At 63.5% G+C, this 19965-nt stretch carries 19 protein-coding genes; 6 read left to right on the forward strand and 13 right to left on the reverse strand.

The window, feature by feature from the left end; genetic code table 11:
* Positions 1 to 102 precede the first annotated feature (102 nt).
* From NZU74_17155 to pdxS, 7 genes are all read right to left on the reverse strand, one after another.
* Positions 103 to 627, reverse strand: a complete 525-nt coding sequence (locus NZU74_17155; GenBank protein MCS6883061.1) for a zinc ribbon domain-containing protein — start codon at positions 625 to 627, stop codon at positions 103 to 105.
* A gap of 31 nt (positions 628 to 658) precedes the next feature.
* A complete protein-coding gene (locus NZU74_17160; GenBank protein ID MCS6883062.1) occupies positions 659 to 985 on the reverse strand; it encodes a cyclic-di-AMP receptor in 327 nt (108 codons plus the stop codon).
* Complete coding sequence (gene tmk, locus NZU74_17165) at positions 982 to 1665, reverse strand: dTMP kinase (protein ID MCS6883063.1); 684 nt, start codon at positions 1663 to 1665, stop codon at positions 982 to 984. Before tmk ends, NZU74_17160 begins: the two co-directional genes overlap by 4 nt.
* A 280-nt stretch (positions 1666 to 1945) precedes the next feature.
* Positions 1946 to 3637 carry an AAA family ATPase gene (locus NZU74_17170; protein ID MCS6883064.1) on the reverse strand — a complete coding sequence of 564 codons (1692 nt, stop codon included), beginning with the start codon at positions 3635 to 3637 and terminating at the stop codon, positions 1946 to 1948.
* A complete protein-coding gene (locus NZU74_17175; GenBank protein MCS6883065.1) occupies positions 3609 to 4634 on the reverse strand; it encodes a hypothetical protein in 1026 nt (341 codons plus the stop codon). Before NZU74_17175 ends, NZU74_17170 begins: the two co-directional genes overlap by 29 nt.
* Positions 4635 to 4677: 43 nt before the next feature.
* Positions 4678 to 5250 carry a pyridoxal 5'-phosphate synthase glutaminase subunit PdxT gene (gene pdxT / locus NZU74_17180; protein MCS6883066.1) on the reverse strand — a complete coding sequence of 191 codons (573 nt, stop codon included), beginning with the start codon at positions 5248 to 5250 and terminating at the stop codon, positions 4678 to 4680.
* A 65-nt stretch (positions 5251 to 5315) separates the two neighbouring features.
* A complete protein-coding gene (gene pdxS, locus NZU74_17185) occupies positions 5316 to 6197 on the reverse strand; it encodes a pyridoxal 5'-phosphate synthase lyase subunit PdxS (GenBank protein ID MCS6883067.1) in 882 nt (293 codons plus the stop codon).
* Between the two features lie 908 nt (positions 6198 to 7105).
* On the opposite strand from pdxS, the gene NZU74_17190 reads away from it, so the two are divergent.
* The 6 genes from NZU74_17190 (at position 7106) to crtI (ending at position 15068) form a co-directional block, all read left to right on the forward strand.
* The gene (locus NZU74_17190) at positions 7106 to 7729 is read left to right on the forward strand and encodes a hypothetical protein (GenBank protein ID MCS6883068.1); all 624 of its coding nucleotides are present in this window, start codon (positions 7106 to 7108) and stop codon (positions 7727 to 7729) included.
* 12 nt (positions 7730 to 7741) lie between these two features.
* On the forward strand, positions 7742 to 9106 hold the full coding sequence (gene miaB / locus NZU74_17195) for a tRNA (N6-isopentenyl adenosine(37)-C2)-methylthiotransferase MiaB (GenBank protein ID MCS6883069.1): 1365 nt from the start codon (positions 7742 to 7744) through the stop codon (positions 9104 to 9106).
* Between the two features lie 113 nt (positions 9107 to 9219).
* Entirely contained in the window at positions 9220 to 10068 is an 849-nt protein-coding gene (locus NZU74_17200) for a tetratricopeptide repeat protein (GenBank protein ID MCS6883070.1), read from the forward strand.
* Positions 10069 to 10527: 459 nt separating this feature from the next.
* Positions 10528 to 11907 (forward strand): AAA family ATPase, encoded by a 1380-nt coding sequence (locus NZU74_17205; protein ID MCS6883071.1) that lies wholly within the window; start codon positions 10528 to 10530, stop codon positions 11905 to 11907.
* A 92-nt stretch (positions 11908 to 11999) separates the two neighbouring features.
* Positions 12000 to 13472 (forward strand): CpaF family protein, encoded by a 1473-nt coding sequence (locus tag NZU74_17210; protein ID MCS6883072.1) that lies wholly within the window; start codon positions 12000 to 12002, stop codon positions 13470 to 13472.
* 90 nt (positions 13473 to 13562) lie between these two features.
* Positions 13563 to 15068 (forward strand): phytoene desaturase family protein, encoded by a 1506-nt coding sequence (gene crtI, locus NZU74_17215; GenBank protein MCS6883073.1) that lies wholly within the window; start codon positions 13563 to 13565, stop codon positions 15066 to 15068.
* Positions 15069 to 15982: 914 nt separating this feature from the next.
* Here the strand turns inward: crtI and fabD are convergent.
* The 6 genes from fabD to coaD all read right to left on the reverse strand — a co-directional run bounded on the left by fabD (position 15983) and on the right by coaD (position 19954).
* Positions 15983 to 16885 carry an ACP S-malonyltransferase gene (gene fabD, locus NZU74_17220; protein ID MCS6883074.1) on the reverse strand — a complete coding sequence of 301 codons (903 nt, stop codon included), beginning with the start codon at positions 16883 to 16885 and terminating at the stop codon, positions 15983 to 15985.
* 55 nt (positions 16886 to 16940) lie between these two features.
* Positions 16941 to 17933 carry a ketoacyl-ACP synthase III gene (locus NZU74_17225; GenBank protein MCS6883075.1) on the reverse strand — a complete coding sequence of 331 codons (993 nt, stop codon included), beginning with the start codon at positions 17931 to 17933 and terminating at the stop codon, positions 16941 to 16943.
* A 94-nt stretch (positions 17934 to 18027) separates the two neighbouring features.
* The gene (gene rpmF, locus NZU74_17230) at positions 18028 to 18216 is read right to left on the reverse strand and encodes a 50S ribosomal protein L32 (GenBank protein MCS6883076.1); all 189 of its coding nucleotides are present in this window, start codon (positions 18214 to 18216) and stop codon (positions 18028 to 18030) included.
* A 6-nt stretch (positions 18217 to 18222) separates the two neighbouring features.
* Positions 18223 to 18780: a DUF177 domain-containing protein gene (locus tag NZU74_17235; protein MCS6883077.1), complete on the reverse strand. Its 558-nt coding sequence runs from the start codon at positions 18778 to 18780 to the stop codon at positions 18223 to 18225.
* A 236-nt stretch (positions 18781 to 19016) separates the two neighbouring features.
* The gene (locus NZU74_17240; GenBank protein MCS6883078.1) at positions 19017 to 19466 is read right to left on the reverse strand and encodes a hypothetical protein; all 450 of its coding nucleotides are present in this window, start codon (positions 19464 to 19466) and stop codon (positions 19017 to 19019) included.
* Positions 19463 to 19954, reverse strand: a complete 492-nt coding sequence (coaD, locus tag NZU74_17245; protein ID MCS6883079.1) for a pantetheine-phosphate adenylyltransferase — start codon at positions 19952 to 19954, stop codon at positions 19463 to 19465. The genes NZU74_17240 and coaD overlap by 4 nt, the downstream gene beginning before the upstream one ends.
* Positions 19955 to 19965 lie beyond the last annotated feature (11 nt).

The following is a 19965-nucleotide window of genomic DNA, read 5'->3' on the forward strand; positions in this document are numbered from 1 at the left end:
GGGCATCGGCGAATGCGACTGAATGAGCCGCGCTCTAGAAGGCCGAAGCACTGGCGGCGCCAGTGCTTCACCTCGACCTGGCAACGAAGCTCAGACGCGGTGCTACGAACGACTCACCTCTTCGGCGTGTTGCAAGGCAGGATAACTTGTCGCCGGAATTGTCGGCGCCTGGCGGGAACTATGGCTGCCGTCGGCGCCGCAGTAGGGGCAGATGCTCCAGGTCAGGTCAATCACGCGATGGCATACGTCACAATGACGGCGCAGAGCCGTCTGGCAGTGCGGGCAGAGGATAAAGTCAGGCTCAATAGGCCGCTGGCACTCCGGGCAAACATACTTCTCCTCGATGTCGCGCCGCAGGTACTCCTGCTCCAGTTCCCGCTCGTAACGTTCGGCGAGCGTCTGCGGCGGGCGCAGGATCAGGTGCAGGGGGATGCCCGCGAAGGGCAGCAGGAGCACCAGGCTCACGGCCAGCACCTGCACCGAGACATCCTCGCTGCGCTGGCGAATGTCACGGTAGGCCCAGAGCACCGATGCGGCCCAGATCAGCACCAGGTAGGCCCCGAGCAGGATGCCCACAAGCTGCAAAATCGGAACCAGGTTCGTCAACAGGTCCTGCAAGGCGTCCATCGAGGTGTCCGTCTACGCCAGCATTGGCGGGCTACAATCGCTTCGTCTCCGCCTTCAGCACAAACACCGTTGCGCCTCCCACCTGCACCTCGAGCGGCGCGGGGGGGTAAAACTCGCCCGACTCCGCGATCGGCGGCATCGGTGAGACAAAGCGAGCGCGCGTAGAGCAGTGTTCGCGCACCACACGGATGACGTCGTTTATCTGCTCATCCTCAACGCTGAGCATCAGAGTCACATTTCCTTCGCGCAGGAAGCCGCCCTGGCTGCTCAGACGCGTCACTCGGTAGCCGTGCTCCATCAGCGCGTCCACAAGCATGGTCGCATCCTGCGGCTGCACGATCGCGAGCACCAGTTTCATACCGTAGGACCTAACCGCGCGACCGGAGCCAGCAGCGGTTCAACTTCGACGTAGATCTGGGCCGCCAGCGCTTCAACAGGCTGGTTGGCGGAGAGACGCCGCCAGCGCGCCGGCTCTCGTCGCATCAACTCGAAGAACCCCGCCACCACGCGCTGGTGGTAGGCCAGATCGCGAGCATCGAGCCGGTTCCATTCCGCCTGCACGCCGGAAGCTCCCGGCGCGGCGGTGCGTTCCCGCTGGGCGCGCTTGCGCCGCAGCCCCTCTTCCACATCAATGTCCAGGTAAAATGTCAGATCAGGCATCAGTCCGCCGGTGGCTACGGCAGTGATCGCCTGCAACTCGTCGAGATCGCGTCCCAGACCGTACCCCTGATAGGCGAAAGTGGAGTCGGCGTAGCGATCGCAAAGCACAATTCCCCCTGTGCTCAGGTACGGCCGGATCAGTTCACTGACCAGTTGGGCCCGCGCTGCTGAGAACAGCAGCGTTTCCGTCGTCGGAGCCATCTCGGTATGGCGCAGATCGATCAGGATGCGACGGATCATCTCGCCGATGCGCGTCCCCCCCGGCTCGCGGGTCAGAATAACCGGATAGCCCTCAGCCTGTAACCGCTCGTAGAGCAACCGCGCCTGCGTGCTCTTCCCGCTGCCCTCCGGTCCCTCGAAGGTAATGAAGACGCCCATCGTTGTTGATGATCCACTCCTGAGCGGTGCGGTCCTTCGCAGTTCCCTCGCACGGTGACATAAAAGGCCGCGTGGCAATTGCTAACTGTCAGCCCGTATTATACAATCTTTGACGATAGACCAGATGCGCGGGCCTGCTGCGGGTCGCCACCCGCCTTCCGCCAGGACTCGCCGGATGTACTGTGTAGCGCCTGCCCAACTCCTCCAGAAGACCCCGAGAAGGCAACGCCCTCCCGCGAACTCCCTGAATAACCGGCTTTCTGATCAGGCTCGCACTACCTCAGCGGAAAATCTTCACCCGCCGGTTAGAGTCTTCGCCCCGGCTCTCCGAGCGGAGGTTATAACGGTCGGCCATTTGATGCTGCAACTTGCGAATGTAACTGCTCCGCGGCGTTAACTCAACCACCGTGCGCTCGCCGTTCATAAGCTGGTTGATCGCCTCCTCCACTTCCAGCATGGCCTCTTCGACCACGCTGCTATCCTCGGCGTGGCGCAGCGAGGGGAAACTCGCATCATGGTCCACTTCGCGCAGGTTAAAGACGTGGGCCAGTTGGCGCTCCATCTGCGAGATGGTGTTGTTGCGCAGCACATACACCGGTACGCCCTGCTCTTCGGCCTGCCGCAGCCGCTGCGCGCTCTGGCGATAGTAGTTCTTCAATGTCATCACCAGAGTGGCATCTTTCATATCTCGGACGATCACCGCCGGCACACCCAGGCGCTCGATGGCGGTCTCCAGACGATTCCGGCTGACCCCGAAGGGAAAGATGCGCTGCGTGGCCTGTCCGGCGGCAGCCGCGCCGCCCCCGTTGCCGCTGCTTGCCACACTGCGCTCGCGCACCCGCGGCCCGGAGACGCCCATCGCCTCCCCCAGGCCGCCCCGTGCGCCCCCCCGCGCGCCGGGACGCCCGCCTTCGCGCCCATAACTGCGCCGGCCCACCGCTGGCAGTTCACTTGCCTCCCGATGCACCGGCTGCCTGTGGATCACCCCGTCTGCGTCGCGCCAGCGCTCCTCCGCTGGCGGATCCTCGCCGCGAAGGATCGCGTCCACTGCCGCAGCCACATCCTGGTAGACCGTCACCCGGTCCCAGCTCTGGATCTCCACCAGCACATCGAAGGTCGGCGGCGCCTTGCGTTCCAGCACCGTCTTCTGGGTGCCCCGACGACGCGCCTCTTCGTCGCCCAGTGTCACTGCCTGAATGCCGCCGACCAGGTCCGAGAGGGTGGGATTGACCATCAGGTTGTCGAGGGTATTGCCGTGGGCCGTGCCGATCAGTTGCACGCCCCGCTCGGCGATGGTGCGCGCGGCCATGGCCTCCAGTTCGGTGCCGATTTCATCAATGACGATCACTTCGGGCATGTGGTTTTCCACCGCCTCGATCATCACCGCGTGCTGCTCCGCCGGGCGCGGCACCTGCATGCGCCGCGCTCGCCCGATGCCAGGATGCGGAATGTCGCCATCGCCGGCGATTTCGTTGGAAGTGTCCACAATCACCACCCGCTTGTGCAACTCCTCGGCCAGCACCCGAGCCGTCTCGCGGAGCAGGGTGGTCTTGCCCGTGCCCGGCTTGCCCAGCAGCAGGATGCTCTTCCCGGTCTCCACCAGGTCGCGGATGATCGTCACCGTCCCGAAGACCGCGCGTCCCACCCGGCAGGTCAGACCGATCACCTGGCCGCGGCGGTTGCGGATTGCCGAGATGCGATGCAGGGTGCGCTGAATGCCGGCGCGGTTGTCTTCGCCGAACTCGCCGATCCGGGCGATGACATAGTTGATATCCTCCTGGGTCACCTCCCGATCGCTGAGGAAGCGTTCCCGGCCCCGGTAGCGCGCTTCGGGCAGACGCCCGAGATCCATCACGACTTCCAGCAGATCGGAGGCGTCATCATTCGCGTCGGTTATCGCCTGGGTAATGTGGGGAGGAAGTGCTGCGAGCAGCAACTGGATATCAGTGGTGACTTCCTGTCGGTCTGACATATGATTGTGGGTCCTCTCTCGGCGCGGAGATGCGGGGCGCAGGCACCCGGGGCTCCAGGCCGGGCTCGAGCGCGGGCACGAGCAACGGGCGGCGCGCCGGCACGACAGTGTTTTTCACCAGCAACGCCTGTTCGCCAATAGGTTGAAAGCCGAGATCTTGCGCGGGGGCCAGAAGCTCTCCTTGATACTCGCGCAGCATCAGGTATGCCGGACGCGCGTCACTAAGCTGCGCCAATCCGAAGCGCAGCACATCCACCGCGCCATCGCGCGCGTCGGGGCGAATCAAGAGATTGAAGACATGGCCAGACGGACCGCTCGAACAGTGCAAATAGGCTATCAGGTCATCATCAGGGCCCAGCACCCATGCCATGCGCCGCAGACCCATCCAGTGCCGCGTAAGTGGCAGGGCCCAGTAGCGCGCGTTTCGCACCTCGGCCATTTGCACAGGATGCGGGGTCGTCGCCCCATAGAGCTTGTGCACCGCCCAGTGGTCGCCGCGAGACTGCATGCGCATCGGCGCCAGCGTGGTGCCCTGATCCCAGTCAGGACCGGAAAGGTGGAGAATGGTGTTGTGGCTGTAGGTCTGGAAGCCCAGTTGCCGGAAGATCTCCCGCACCTCGTTGTGCCCCTCCGGCACCGCTGCGTACAGTCGCTGCACGTGGTGATAGCCCGCGTTCTCCACCAGCCGCGCCAGCAACTGGAACCAGACCTCGCGATCGCTGGGATGCTGGATGGCCTGGCCGCCGAGCGAGGCGATATACACAATGTCCTGCTCAGGACGACCGCTACGCCCCTGGGCCTGAACCACCGCGGCGCCGCCCGGATCCTGATAGATCAGGGTGGACATATCGCGTCCATTGCCCCGCAGCAGGCAGCGCAATGCAAACCAGGCGGGCCGATGGGCCTGCGCCAGCAGACCGTCAGTGTAGAGCAGCACCTGGTTGCGCGGCTTGCGTCGCAGCGACCAGAGATCGCCGGGCGCGACTGAGCGAATCATAGATGGCTATGTTCCATTGCGGCGGTGCGCGGTTCCCTCGGTCCTACAACTCCAGAAAATACCGATGCATCCGATCATCGTCGGTCAGTTCCGGATGAAACGTGGTCGCCAGCAGCCGCCCCTGGCGCGCGGCGACAATCGCCCCATCGGCCAGCCTGGCAAACGCCTCCACCTCACGGCCAACTGCTTCAATGCGCGGCGCGCGGATGAACACCCCCGGCAGGGGAGACGCTCCAAGCGCCGGCGCCGTCACAGGGGCTTCAAAGCTCTCCAACTGGCTGCCATACGCATTGCGACGCACGGTGATCTCCATGACCCCGATGGTCGGCTGCCCGCCCTGTTTGGCGTCCAGCACTTCACGAGCGAGCAGAATCGCCCCCGCGCACGTGCCCCACACTGCCAGATCCCGGCCCGCCCGGGCGCGGATCGGCTCAAGCAACTGGTAGCGATACAAGAGCCGCCCGATCGTCGTGCTCTCCCCTCCGGGAATAATCAGACGATCAACGGCGGCCAGATGTTGCGGCAAACGCACCTCAACCGGTGCGACGCCAATGCGCTTGAGCACTTCCAGGTGCTCGCGAACATCGCCCTGCAGGGCCAGTACGCCGACTGTCATAGAACGCTCAGGGAGCGGCGCGCGTCATCGGCGACCGGCGCCGGTGCGCCCCGTCCGTCCCGCTGTTACCAACCCCGCCGGGCCATCCGCTGCTCGGCGGACAGTTGTTCCAGAGAAATCCCCACCATCGCCTCGCCCAACCCCTTGCTCACCTCGGCGATGATTTCGGGATCGTTGTAGTGCGTGGTTGCCTCAACAATCGCCCGCGCCCGCTTCACCGGATCGCCGCTCTTGAAGATTCCCGACCCGACGAAGACGCCATCAACTCCGAGCTGCATCAGCAGCGCCGCGTCGGCAGGCGTGGCGATGCCTCCGGCGGCGAAGTTCACCACCGGCAACCGCCCCGTTTCGGCCACCTGTTTGACCAGTTCGTAGGGCGCCTGGATATTCTTGGCGTAGACGAACAACTCATCTTCGTTCATGCTTTGCAGGCGGCGCACCTCGCTATAGACGGCCCGGGCGTGGCGTACCGCCTCCACAACGTTGCCCGTGCCCGCTTCACCCTTGGTGCGCAGCATCGCCGCCCCTTCGGCCACCCGGCGCAGACCTTCGCCAAGGTCGCGGCAGCCGCAAACGAAGGGGATCTTGAAGCGATGCTTGTTGATATGATGCTCTTCATCCGCCGGGGTCAGCACCTCGCTCTCGTCAATGTAGTCGATACCCAGCGCTTCGAGCACCTGGGCCTCGACGAAATGACCGATCCGCGCCTTGGCCATGACCGGGATTGTCACCGCCTGCTTGATCGCCAGGATCAACTCGGGATCGCTCATGCGCGCCACGCCGCCCTGAGCGCGAATATCCGCCGGGACGCGCTCCAGCGCCATCACGGCCACCGCGCCCGCTTCTTCGGCAATGCGCGCCTGTTCGGGCGTGACCACGTCCATGATCACGCCTCCCTTGAGCATCTGCGCCAGGCCTACCTTGGTCGTCCAGGTAGACTTCTCCATCGTAACCACCTTGCTACTGCGCGATCATTGAGAATAACGATCACCGGGTACAACCGGATCGCGCAAGAATGTACAGCGCGTAACCATATTCTACCATAGGATGCTGGCCGTTGAAACCGCGTCGGTGGCAGCCGGGGGCGGCCCCCGCCGGTCTGCACGGCGACGCCCGACGCTCCACCGGCGCCCGAGGAGGCGCGCGGGCGAGGGCGACATGCAAAGACACTAAACGCCCCGACTACTCACTGGTCTGTAAACGGAGTCTTTCGCTCAACCTCCACCCCCTTCGCAACCCTCCTCCACCGAGGGAGGGCATCTTCTCAGGTGTAGGGTTTTCCGGCCCATCCTCGCGTCGCATGCGCCATCCGGGGCATTGGGACGCCCAACTCCCCCCTCTCCCGCGCGCGGGAGAGGGGGGGCGGGGGGTGAGGATCGTAAGCGCATGGGAATGCCAAAAACCCCTTCTCGCTTGAAAAACCCTACACCTGAGAGGGGAGGGCATCCGGCGCCTCCCCCAACAGGTTCAAGGGCGGACAAAACACCCGAGCGAACACCGCCGCTACCGCATTGGGACGGCCCCGAGCGCGGCTCCGGCCTCCCCTCTCCCGCACGCGGGAGAGGGGCAGGGGGTGAGGGTGAACCGGCGCATCCCAACGCCATGGATCACAGCTACGCTTATGCGTTCTGTCCGCCCCTAAACCCCAACGGGGGGAGGCTGGGAGAGGGGCGAATATGCCAGGAAACTTCCTTCACAGACCACTCACGGCGCCGACGGTAACCCCGGCCTCTCCCGCCGTAGCCGTAGGCGCCCCCACGTTTATGGTATACTGCAAACGAATTATACAGAGTGGCTCTGGCTGCACAGACGGCAGCGTCGAACCACGTCCGCGCGCTCAACGTAAGGAGGAGCGATGAGTGACTATGAGCAACCCACCGAGCTTGACTTCGCCGTCGGCTCGTTGATTACGGTGCGCCCCGATGAGGATCGCGCCGCATATGAAGAAGAGTATGAGTCAGTCTCCGCAGTGCAGGACCAGTTGCGCGACGAGGGCATTGATATTGACCTGCTCACCCAGCCCGGCACGCAGGTCTGGGAGGGCGGTCTCGAGAACATGGGCGCCCTCTACCAGTTGTCTCGGCTCGCCGCACACCTCGAACGCGGCGATGATGTCGCCGAGGTGCTCGAGGACGGCCCGGTGATCTACGAGGAGCTAGATCGCGCCGTGACCGACGTCTGGGACGATCTGGCCCCGACGCGCTTTAGCCATTTGATCAATCTGCAAGGCATTAACAGCTACTATCTCCCTGTAGATTTTGAGCGCCCTGTCTGGCTCAATTTCGAAAACGAAGATGGCGAGGAAGACAGCGCCTTCTTTGGCTCGTCCTACCGCTTGCAGGCCGAACTGGCCGAACTGGCGCCTATGCTCGTCAAAGCTGGCGTCAAACCCAACACCGAAGCCTTTCGCTGCCTGGAACTGTTGCGCACCGCCGCCGAAACCAGCATTCGACACGGCCTGCCGGTAATTGTCTGGTAGTGTTGAGAAACGATGCAGGATATTCTTTTTGTAGACGCTTTTGCGCCCCCTGCCCGCCCCGACCGCGACGCGACGCCCCGCTCGCGTCGCTATTATGTGTGGACGGTGGGCTGCCAGATGAATGTCTCCGACTCTGAGCGCCTTGAGGCCGCGCTGCAGGCTGTTGGCTACAGCCCTGCCGCGCGCCCGGAAGACGCCAGTTTTATCGTGCTCAATTCGTGCAGCGTGCGCGAGAGCGCCGAGGAACGCATCCTGGGCAAGCTCGGCGAACTGGTGCGCGTCAAGCGCGCATGGCCCGACACCCGCGTGGTGCTCTGGGGTTGCATGGTTGGCCCCAATAATCGCTCGATCTTCGAGGAACGCCTGCCCATGGTTGATCACTTCGTCTCGCCCTCGGCGGTGGACGAGGTGGTCGCCCTGGCCCCCAATCCGATCTATACCCTCGATGAACCGGCCCTGCCAGTGGCCTCCTGGGCTCACCCCCCCGTCTCGGTGCACGTGCCCATCCAGTACGGCTGCAACATGACCTGCGCCTACTGCGTCATTCCCCTGCGCCGGGGCCGCGAACGCTCCCGCCCCCTCGCTGAAATCGTTGAAGAATGCACGCGCATCATCGCCCGCGGGGCCCGGGAGATTACCCTCCTCGGCCAGATCGTTGACTCCTGGGGCCACGATCTCCCTGGCCGTCCCCAACTGGCTGATCTGCTCGAAGCCGTGCACGCCATCCCTGGCCTCCAGCGCCTCCGCTTCCTCACTTCCCACCCGGCCTGGATGACCGACCGGCTGATTGACACAGTCGCCCGCCTGCCCCGCTGCATGCCCGACATCAACCTGCCGGTGCAGGCCGGCTCCGACCGGGTGCTGAAGCTGATGCGCCGCGGCTATACTGTGGAACGTTACCGCGCCCTCATCGGCAAGATCCGCGCGGCGATCCCCAATGTCTCGCTGACCACCGATGTCATCGTCGGCCATCCCGGCGAAACGCGCGCCGATTTCGAGGCCACCCTCGCCCTCTGTGACGAGATTCGCTTCGATAAGGTCCATATCGCCGCCTTCTCGGCCCGTCCCGGCACCCTTGCCGCTGAACAGGAGCAAGATCCCGCCCTGGCCGTGCCCGAAGAGGAAAAAGAGGCCCGCCGCCGCGAACTGGAGCGCCTCCAGGAACGCATCGCCACTGAACGCAACGCCCGCTTTCTCGGCCAGACGGTCGAAGTGCTCGTAGAAGGCGAGAGCAAAGGCAAGTGGCGCGGCCGCAGCCCGAACAATAAACTGGTATTCTTCAGCCACCCGGAGGATCTGACCGGACGCCTCGTGCCCGTGCGCGTGACCCGCACCAGCCCCTGGGCCCTCCAGGGCGAGGCCGCCAGCGTGCTGTGACGTTATGGGTGCGGCTCCCGGCGACCTGGACGGGCATCAATCACGACACATCGCCACGTTCAGGCGCGCCGCGCCCGGTTCGTAATCTGCACATTGCAACTGCATGAGGAGCATTGACCTTGGCAAAGCAAGATGAAAAGCAACGCATTCGCCGCAAGCTTCAGGAGAAGGCCATCGAACTTGCGGCCATGAACCGGTGGGAGGAGGCAGTCGAGATCAATCGCCAGATCCTGACCCTGAGCGAAGAGCCCGAAACCTACAACCGCCTCGGCAAGGCCCTTATGGAACTTGGCCGCTACGCCGAGGCCCACGATGCGTATCAGCATACCCTGCGCCTCAATCCTACCAATAGCATCGCGCGCAAGAACCTCGCCCGCCTCGACGCGCTGATCGCCCGCGGGATCGAGACGGGCCAGGCCAATCGCCAACCGCGCCAGCAGGTGGATATGCGCATGTTTATCACCGAGACCGGTCGCACCGCGATCACTTCCTTGATCGACGTGCCCCGCAGCCCCGCGGTTGAGGCCCTGGTCACCGGCGAAAAGATGGACTTCCGCGTCGAAGGGAAGATCGTCTATGTCATTGATGCCGACGGCAACGTGATTGGCCGCCTTGAGCCGAAACTCGGCCAGCGCCTCGCCGAACTGATCCAGGGCGGCAACCGCTACCTCGCTGCCATTGCCCAGAGCGACCCGCGCAACGTGCGCCTGCTCATCCGCGAGATCTACCAGGATCCCAGCCAGCGCAACCGCATTTCCTTCCCCGGCAAGCTCGGCGAAGGCGCGGCTTACGTCTCCAGCCTGCGCTACGAGGAGTATGAGGATCTGCTCGAAGAGGAAGAGCCGGTCGAGGAGACCGAAGCCCTCGAAGAGGAATTCGTGGGCGGCGAGGAGGAGGAAGAACTAGGCCTCGAAGAGATCGATCAAGAAATCAGCGACGAGGACGAGAATATGGACGAGTGATGCCCCGGCAATATCGCGACGCCGTCCCATCCCGGAGAGGTACGGCTTTTATGGGCAAGTCCCCGATGCAGCCGGCTCGCGTCGGCGCAGACCGGCTTCGGAGCAGGCATGCTTCGCATCGGCAGCCCGCGGCTTATTAGTCTGTAAAGCAAGTTTCCTGGCCTTTCCGCCCCCCTCCCAGCCTCCCCCTCCGGGGAGGCGGCAGGCGCCCTCCCCTAGCGGAGGAGGGTTGGGGAGGGGGCGGGGGTAGAGCGAAAAACTTTGTTTACAAATTAATCAGCCCGCAGCGCTCTTTGTTTCTCAGCCGCCAGGCGAGGAGCGCCCGCAAAACGTTTCGTGGCAACCGTCATTGCGCCGGCCCCGAAATAGCCCCGGCGTACTATTGAAGCCCGCGACACGGCGGGCTATACTTATCAGGAGTGCGCCGTTGCATGCATGAACTGCTTGTAAGGAGGTTCGATGTCGTTCCGGCTGCACGAAGTTTCTACCGCCTCATCAACTGCATCCGTCCCTTCCCGCACCGAACAGATGCCCGCCATTCCCCCCCAGCCCTCCTCGATCGCCGAGACCGGGCTGTCTATGGGCTTTCTTACCGATCTGGTGCTGAAGGTCATCTATTTTACCGGCGCGATTACCGGCCAGCGCCTCGAAGAAACCATCAAGCTCCCCTTTCTCGGCGTGATTGACAAGGTGCTCGAGTTCCTGAAACTGGAAGAGTATGTTGACATCATCGGCGCCGAGGGCGGCTTCAGCGAGCGTTCCTTCCAGTACATCATCACCAACAAGGGGCGCGTCAAGGTGCACGAGGTGCTCGACCGCAATCAGTACGCCGGTCCGGCGCCCGTGCCCCTCGCGCAGTATGTTGAGATGGTCAATCGCCAGCAGATCGGCGATATGGTGATTGACCAGGCCACCATTCGCAAAGCCTTTGAGCATCTGGTCGTCAGCGAGCGCATGCTGGATCGGCTTGGCCCTGCCGCTAACTCGGCCCGCTCCCTCTTCCTCTATGGCCCCCCGGGGAATGGGAAAACCACCTTTGCCGAAGGCATTGCCAACATGCTCGGCGGTTACGTCCTCATCCCCTACAGCGTGGAGATTGACGGCCAGATCATCAAAGTGTTCGATCCCCTGAACCATCAGGTCGTCCAGCAAAACGAGGTCGGCCACGCCGAGCCTGTCGCACCCTTCGGCGCGCCGCTGGCCCAGGCTGCGCCCGCCTACTTCCCCGATGCCCGCTGGCTCGTCTGCAAGCGCCCGCGGGTGATGGTCGGCGGCGAGTTGATCCTCGAACAGCTCGAACTGATCTACGACCCTATAAGCAAGGTCTACGAGGCGCCGTACCAGATGAAAGCCAACGGCGGCCTGTTCCTGATTGATGACTTTGGACGCCAGAAGTGTCGGCCCCAGGATTTGCTCAATCGCTGGATCGTGCCCCTTGAGAAACGAGTGGATTTCCTGGCCCTGCAAACCGGCAAAAAGCTGCAAATCCCCTTCGATGTGCTGATCGTCTTCTCGACCAATCTCAATCCCAGAGATCTGGTGGACGACGCTTTCCTCCGGCGCATTCGCCACAAGATCGAGGTAGGAAATCCGACGCCAGCCGAGTTTCGCGCTATCTTTCAACTCGTCTGCAAGGCTAAAAAGATCCCCTACAGCGATGAAGGTCTGCGTCATCTGCTGCAAGAACATTACATGAAGGTTGGCCGCGAGTTGCGCGCCTGTCATCCGCGGGACATCTGCGACCAGATCCTTGATGAGGCCAAGTATCGCAACATCCCCCCCTCGATGAGCCGGGAGTTGATCGATCGCGCCTGCGAAGCCTATTTCGTGAAGCTCTGATACCCCGGACACCGTTTCGTAATGCGTTGCGCGTATCCTGGAGCCAGGACACGTAACGCCCCGGCGCCGTCCGGGATCATCGGAGGAATGGTATGTCGTTGCTCAAACGCCTTGGGAGCACTCCGCCGTCGTCCGAGCCTGCCACAGGGCCGGCGGTGACCGCTGTCACCCCCCTGCCCCCCGCCGAGAGCGCCATCTCCTCGGCGCCCGGCGATCCGCGTTCCAGCCACGAGAGCCAGCCGCTTAACGGCCCCGTGGTGGAAAGCGCCGTCGAGCCCGCCGATGAGCAGCGTATGCTCGAACTGTCACTCTGGATCGTGGACCGCATCCAGGCCTCCCTGGGAAGCCAGACTGAACTCAAGCGCACCCCCGAAACCGAGCGCATGTTGCAGGAACGCTTCGCCCGCGTCTATCAGCAGGCCGGGGTCAACCTGCCGCCGGAACAGATCAAGCGCCTGTTCACCATGGTCTGCGACGAACTGATGGGCTTCGGGCCGATCCAGCCGCTGCTCAACGACGATACGATCTCCGAAGTGATGGTCAACGGACCCTACCGGGTCTACATCGAGCAGAAGGGCAAGTTGAAGCTCTCGCCGGTGCGTTTTGCCAACGATGAGCACGTGCTCAAGGTGATTGACCGGATCATTCGCCCCCTGGGCCGGCGCATCGACCGCAAGTGGCCCATGGTTGACGCGCGCCTCCCCGATGGTTCCCGCGTGAATGCCATCATCCCTCCCTGCGCCATTGACGGCTCGACCATCACCATTCGCAAGTTCTCGAAGAACAAACTCAAAGTAGATGATCTGATCCGCTTCGGATCGTTGACGCCCGAGATGGCTGAGTTCCTGCGCGCCTGCGTCGTCTCGCGCCTCAACATCGTGGTCGCGGGCGGTACCGGCTCCGGCAAGACCACCCTGCTCAATGTGCTCTCGAACTTCATTCCCGACGACGAGCGCATCGTCACCATTGAAGACAGCGCCGAGCTGCAACTGGCCCAGGAGCACGTGGTGCGCCTGGAGTCGCGCCCGCCCGAAGTGGACGGGACCGGTCGCGTCACCATTCGCGACCTGGTGATCAACTCGCTGCGCATGCGTCCCGAACGCATCGTCATCGGCGAGTGTCGCGGCGGCGAAACCCTCGATATGCTCCAGGCCATGAACACCGGCCACGACGGCTCGCTCACCACCCTCCACGCCAATTCGCCCCGCGACGCCCTGGCGCGTATGGAGACCATGGCCCTCATGGCCGGTATGGAGATGCCCCTCAAGGTCATCCGCGAACAGATCGCCTCGGCCATCGACCTGATCGTCCAGCAGACCCGCCTTGAAGACGGACAGCGCAAGGTGGCCTTCATCACCGAGGTGCAGGGGATGGAGGGCGACACGGTCGTGCTGCAGGACATTTTCAAGCTCGAGATCCTTGGCAAGACCCCTGAGGGCAAGATTCAGGCCGAACTGCGCCCAACCGGCGTGCGCCCGCGTTTCACCCCCCGTCTGGAGGCCCACGGCTTCAAGCTTCCGCCAAGCATTTTCGGCGCGCAGATACCCGGCAAGAAGGCCTGGTAAGCGCCGGAGCAGGTTACTGGCCGGCGCGGCGGGCGCGGAGATCGACCGGTCGATCTCCGCGCCTCTTCTGCGTGTTGAGTACCGAAACGTATGCGATCCCCCCCCAATCGCGTCATTGTGGTCGGCGCCGGTCTCGGCGGAATGGCCGCCGCCATCCGCCTGGCCGCCGCCGGTCACCAGGTCATTGTGCTGGAGAAGAACGACCGCGCGGGCGGCAAACTCAACCTCCTGCGCGAGGCCGGCTATACCTTCGACACCGGCCCGTCTCTCTTGACCATGCCCTGGGTGATAGAAGAGTTGTTTGCCGCCGCCGGCCGTCGCGCCGCCGATTACCTCACTCTTGAGCAGATCGAGCCAACCTGCCGCTACCGCTGGCCCGATGGCACGACCTTTAACGCCTGGCAACGCCTGCCCCAACTGATCCAGGAGATCGAACGTCTCAGCCCGCCCGACGTGCCGGCATTCTTCCGCTTTCTGGCTCACACTGCGCGCATCTACGACGCTGTTGCCGACGCCTTTCTGCTCAAACCCTTCGACGGCCCGCACGAACTGCTCACGCCCCGCCTCCTCCGCGACGGTCCGCACATTGACGCCCTGCGCAGCGTTGACGCCGCCGTGCGCTCGTTCTTTCGCAGCCCCTATCTGCGGCAGGTCTTTAACCGCTACGCCACTTACAACGGCTCGTCACCCTACCTCTCGCCAGCGACCTTCAATGTGATCGCCTACATCGAGTTTGCCGAGGGCGGCTGGTACGTGCGCGGCGGGATGTACGCCCTGGCCCTGGCCCTGTTGCGCCTGGCCGCCGAACTTGGCGTAGAGGTGCGCACGCGCACCCCTGTCGCTGCAGTTGCGCTTAACGGCCGCCGCGTGCGGGGCGTGCGTCTGCTCAACGGCGAGGAACTGGCCGCGGATCAGGTGCTGATCAACGCTGACCCGAGTTACGCCTACCGCGCCCTCATTCCCGGACAGGAGGCCATAGCCGCGCGTTTGGCCCGCCAGGAGATCTCCTGCAGCGGCTTCGTGCTCTTCCTTGGCGTGAACCGGCGCTACCCCCAATTGGCGCACCACAATATTTTCTTCAGCCATGATTATCCCGGCGAGTTTGCGGCCATCTTTCAGAAGGGCGTCCCCGCCGCCGATCCGACGATCTACGTCGCCGCCACTGCGCTGACCGACCCCGAACACGCACCGCCCGGCCATCTCAATCTCTTTGTCCTGGTGAACGCTCCTGCGCTCAACCCGCGCGTATGCTGGCAACGCGAGGCGCGCCCCTACCGGGATAGCATCATTGCCAAACTGGAACGCATGGGCCTGACCGACCTCAACCGCCATATCGTCTACGAACAGATCTGGACCCCGGCTGACATCGCCGAACGGTACAATGCGCCGGGCGGCGCGATCTACGGCTGGGCCTCCCACTCGCCCTTCAGCGCCTTCTTCCGCCCGCCACTGCGCGCCCGCAACCTCCAGGGGCTCTACTTCGTTGGCGGCGGCACCCACCCCGGAGGTGGCATTCCGCTGGTGCTCCTCTCGGGGCGCGCCGCCGCCGAGCGCATCATCACCGACAGCCGGCGCCTGCGCCCTGTGGCTGGATAACGCTCGCTGCGCCTGCCAGGGCGAAAAACTCTTTACACCTCGCCGAACTGTTCTTCGTATCAAAAGGTGCAAGCTCCCGCACCTCAAGCCCATGAAACGCCAGGAGGAGCCTCTATTATCGTTAAGATACGATTAACCTCTTGATTCTTGGGCCTCAAAATGCTATGATAGCGCCGAAGCCTCAAGGGAACAGCAACATACCAGAGCACCTGAACAGTCGAAAACGCGCCGTCGCAAGACAAGCGCTGTCCTCTCACTGTAAAGAAAAAAGAGCGCACTTGGAGAGGATATGTGTACGTTAGGGGAAATGGAATGCTACCGTGTGGCGTTCCAGGGAGACTAACAGACAAGCGCCGGATCGCTGACTGAGCGATCGGATGCTCTGCGAGTTGCGGGATGGCCTCTCCACGCAAAGCTCAACGCGTGTGGACAGGAGGAGCTTGTTACCCACGCAAAGCAGGAGCCATACCCAAAGGCAAAAGCTGGCACGGCAAAGCGCCACACATGCGTGCGCCGAAGGCAGAGCAGCCCAGGGTCTGCGTGGAGATGAGTAGACTGTATCAGATGCTCAACGGGGTCGCTGGACCCTTGAGGCTCAAAAGTGGGAATAAGGTACATGTCGGTAAACTGGCGGTAACTGTACGCACGTCGGTAAGCTGGCAAGAACACACGTTACTGGGTCATGGTTCATGCAGGGCCGGAGGGCTTGCCTTCCGGCCGTTGCGTTGTTTAGCGCCTTTACCCCTGTCGGGGCGAATGCCGCTCCGCCCCGACGTCGCGCCCCGGCGTTGCACAGCGTTGTGTAGCGCCGGGGTGTACTGTTGGGCCACCCTGAAACGATTGACCTGCAACGACGGGGCGCAAGTACCGCGAGCCGCACAGCTTAGCGTCCTCAAACGATTCTGGTCAGCGCGCTAATTTATTCTCACCTCGCGCACCTCGTCGGCATTGCCGACGTTCAACAATCGCGCATCCGGCACGATGCGTCTGATCAGACCGCTCAGAACCTTGCCGGGGCCGATTTCCAGAAAGGTCGTCACTCCATCACGCGCCATCCGCTGCACCGAGGCGATCCAGCGCACCGGCGCAGTTACCTGCGTCACCAGCTCGCGCTGCACGTCCCCGGGGGCCAGCAGCGGCTCGGCGGTCACATTGGCAATCAGCGGGGTATGCAGGGGCCGGATGCTCACACCTTCAAGCGCCCTCGCCATACCTTCGGCCGCATGCCGCATCAGGGGCGAGTGGAAGGCTGCGCTCACCTTGAGCGGAACGATCCGCCTGGCACCCCGCTGTTTCGCCAGCCCCCCCGCGTGTTCAACCGCGCGCGTGCTTCCGCTGATCACCAGTTGATCAGGCGCGTTGTAATTCGCCACCACCACCGTGCTGACACTCTCTGGCTCATCCGCCAGCGCCGCCTCCGTCTCCTGGCAGATCTGCTCCAGGGTTGCGGCGTCAAGCCCCAGCACCGCCGCCATCCCCCCGGCGCGCGCCTCGGCCATCAGTTCGCCCCGCCGCCGCACCAGCCGCAGGGCTTCGGCAAAACCCAGGCCCCCCCCGGCAACCAGCGCCGCATACTCGCCAAGACTGTGCCCGGCGACGGCACGGGGCGGCGGTAGCGGCCCGCCCGCGGCGCTCTCCATGGCCCGCAACAGCGCCACGCTGACAGTCAACAGCGCCGGCTGGACGTTCTCGGTTGCCGTCAACTCCTTCTCAGGCCCTTCAAAGCACAGCCGCGTCAGCGGCAGATTCAGCGTTGCATCGGCCTCTTCAAACACCTCGCGCGCCGCCGGATACCGGACGTACAGATCGCGCCCCATCCCTACCACTTGCGATCCCTGACCTGGAAATACCCACGCAATGGTCACGCGCCCCTCACCTCCAGCGTATCACCGCCGAACCCCACGTCAGCCCGCCGCCGAAGGCGGTCAGCAACACATAATCTCCGCCCCGCACCCGGCGCTGCTCAATGGCCTCGCAGAGCGCGATGGGCACCGAGGCCGCCGAGGTGTTGCCGTAGCGGTCGAGATTGACGAAGAAGCGTTCCACTGGCATCCCCAGACGCCGGGCGACCGCTTCGATGATCCGCAGGTTGGCCTGGTGCGGAATCACCAGCGCCACATCCTCGAAGCGTAGCCCTGCCGCGCCCAGGGCGCGCTCCGCCGACTCGGCCATACCGCGTACTGCGTGGCGGAACATCTCGCGCCCGTTCATCTGCACATATTGCCGCTCTGACCGGAGCAGTTCAGACGTAAGCGGCAGCCGCGTGCCGCCCGCCTCCACGGCCATTAATGCTTCACCCTCGCCCCAGGCCCCCAGGTTGGCAGCGATCAAACCCGCCGGTTCGGACGTGGCCTGGAGCACCACCGCGCCAGCGCCATCGCCAAATAGCACGCAGGTGCTGCGATCCTGCCAGTTGATCAGATGGGTGAAGACATCGGCGGCCACCAGCAACAGGCAGGAACTCATCCCACCTCGGATCAGCGCCGTCGCCACGCTAAGCCCGTAGACAAACCCGCTGCACGCCGCGGCCAGATCAAATGCTCCGGCGCGCGGGATGCCCAGATTGGCCTGCACCGTGCAGGCGGTGGCCGGAAAGGGCCGGTCCGGAGTACAGGTGGCGACGATGACCATATCCACCGCTTCCGCGGGCAGTCCGGCCCGTTCGAGAGCCGCGCGACCGGCGCGGCTCGCCAGAACTGAGGTATACTCGTCAGGGCCGGCCACATAGCGCTGGCTTATACCGGTTCGGCTGCGGATCCACTCATCGGACGTGTCGAGACTGCGGGCCAGTTCCTCATTGGTCACCGCCCGCTCAGGCAAGGCCATGCCCCAGCCGGTAATCGCGGCATAGCGTGGGCTGATCACTTCTGCCTCTCTCCACAGCAAAAGGAGCGGCGGCAGATACGATGGTCAGCCGACCGCTCCGCGCTCTGCAATCCGCCCCGACGCCCGCGAGTGCTTACTCAGCCTCGGTGACCTTGATCACCTGGCGCCCCCGGTAGTCGCCGCACTTCTTGCACGGATAATGATTGCGCACCAGCGCCCCGCAACGTTGGCACCTCACCAGCACAGGGGCGGTGAGCGCTAGATGCTGCCGGCGGTTGCCGCGGCGATGGCGCGAGACTTTGCGCTTTGGCACTGCACCCATGGTTCCTCAACTCCTCCCGTTACCGCGCTTATGGCGTTCCGCCCAGGCTTTCAGCGCATCGAGGGGGTTCTTGTCCGGCCCGAGCGCTGTCTCTTCTTCTTCGCCCTCGATCCCTTCCGACTGCACCGTGTAACTGACCGGTCGATCGCGATAGGCCGGGCTTACCGGATTGAGCGGCAACTCCAGAAGGGTATACTCTCGAATTGCCTCCCCAATATCGGCCATATGCGCGTCGTCGAGGAGAAACGGATCCTCTTCGGTCGGCTTCGGCAGAGCGCCGCCAGTGTACACATCAATCACCGAGTGAAACTGGTCGCTAAAGTCCAGCGTCACGGGGTAGTCAAACTCTTCCAGCGATCGCACACATATCAACCGAACGGTGCCCTGGGCTTTGACATTGGCCCATACCCCGCTGGCTGTGCGGGTAAAACGCACCGTACCACTGATATCGCGCAGTCTCAACGTTTCATCGAGGGGCAACTCATCTTCCGCGAACGTTAGCTCGCGGCGAGCGCCGATTTCTTCCCGCAGCAACTGCGCGACGTTAAACTTGAGAGTCGTCATGGACGTAGATGTGAGAAACTATCTCAAAACCCGCGCACTGCTCTGGCAAGGGCGAAGCCAGACCATACACCCCCGCCCTTAGAACCGACAGAGAGCGCTTCGAGATAGTCTTCTCGTGTCGCAGCTCATGCTGCAAATGCTTTATTATAGCCAGGAGGGGCACACACTGTCAAGATAATAGAGCAATAAAAAGATCATCGCCAGCGTACTATGGCGGCATCACGGGCGGTTCAGCCCTACGCTGTTTCTTCCCTCTTTCCCGACGGAGGGCGGGCGCCGAGTTCGTGCAACCCGTTGCGCACACTGGTGACCAGTTTAGACAGACGGGCATCGAGTTCTTCGAGCACCTGGCGGGCGTAGTCATCGGCGCCGGCGCGCACCATGGCAGCTTCCTGCTCGGCCTGTTGGAGCAGGCGAGCACGTTCCGCCTCGACCGCCTCCAGCAACCCGCGTTCTTCGAGCACCTGCTGCACGCGGGCCTGAGCCTCGGCGATCAGCCGTTCCTGCTCCTGCACGATGCGCCGCGCCCGTTTGTGCTCTTCAGGGATGGCGACCCGCATCCGATCGATAATATCGAGGATCCGCTCTTCATCTACCAGGAGCCGGCCGCTGAACGGCACGCGCCGCCCTTCCGCAAGCACGTCTTCCAGTTCGTCAATCAAATCATCAAGCTCGATGGCGCTCACCCCCTTTGCGCGAACTTTTGCCGCAACGCCGCCACGATGTGCGGCGGTACAAATTCTACCGGATCGCGGCCCATCCCGGCGATTTCGCGCACGGCGCTCGAACTGATATGGGCGTAACGCCGGCTGGCCATCAACACCACCACCTCGATCTCGGGATCGAGGGTCTGGTTCAACTGAGCCATGTTATATTCAACCTCAAAGTCGCTTACGGTGCGTAAGCCGCGAATGAGGGCCACCGCGCCCATAGAGCGGGCGAAATCAACGGTGAGGGCGTCATAACTGACCGCCTCGACGCGTGGCACATCAGCGATGGCCGTGCGGAGGAGGGCCAGTCGCTCCTCGGTGCTAAACAACAACTTCTTCTGCGGCCGCTCGAAGACCCCCATCACCACCCTGTCGAACAGGCGCGTCGCACGGGTCGCAACGTCCAGATGGGCATAGGTAACCGGGTCAAAACTTCCCGGATAGACGGCAATGCGCGTAGTCATCAGCGACGGCC

It is taken from the genome of Chloroflexaceae bacterium (genome assembly GCA_025057155.1).
Lineage (GTDB): Bacteria > Chloroflexota > Chloroflexia > Chloroflexales > Chloroflexaceae > JACAEO01.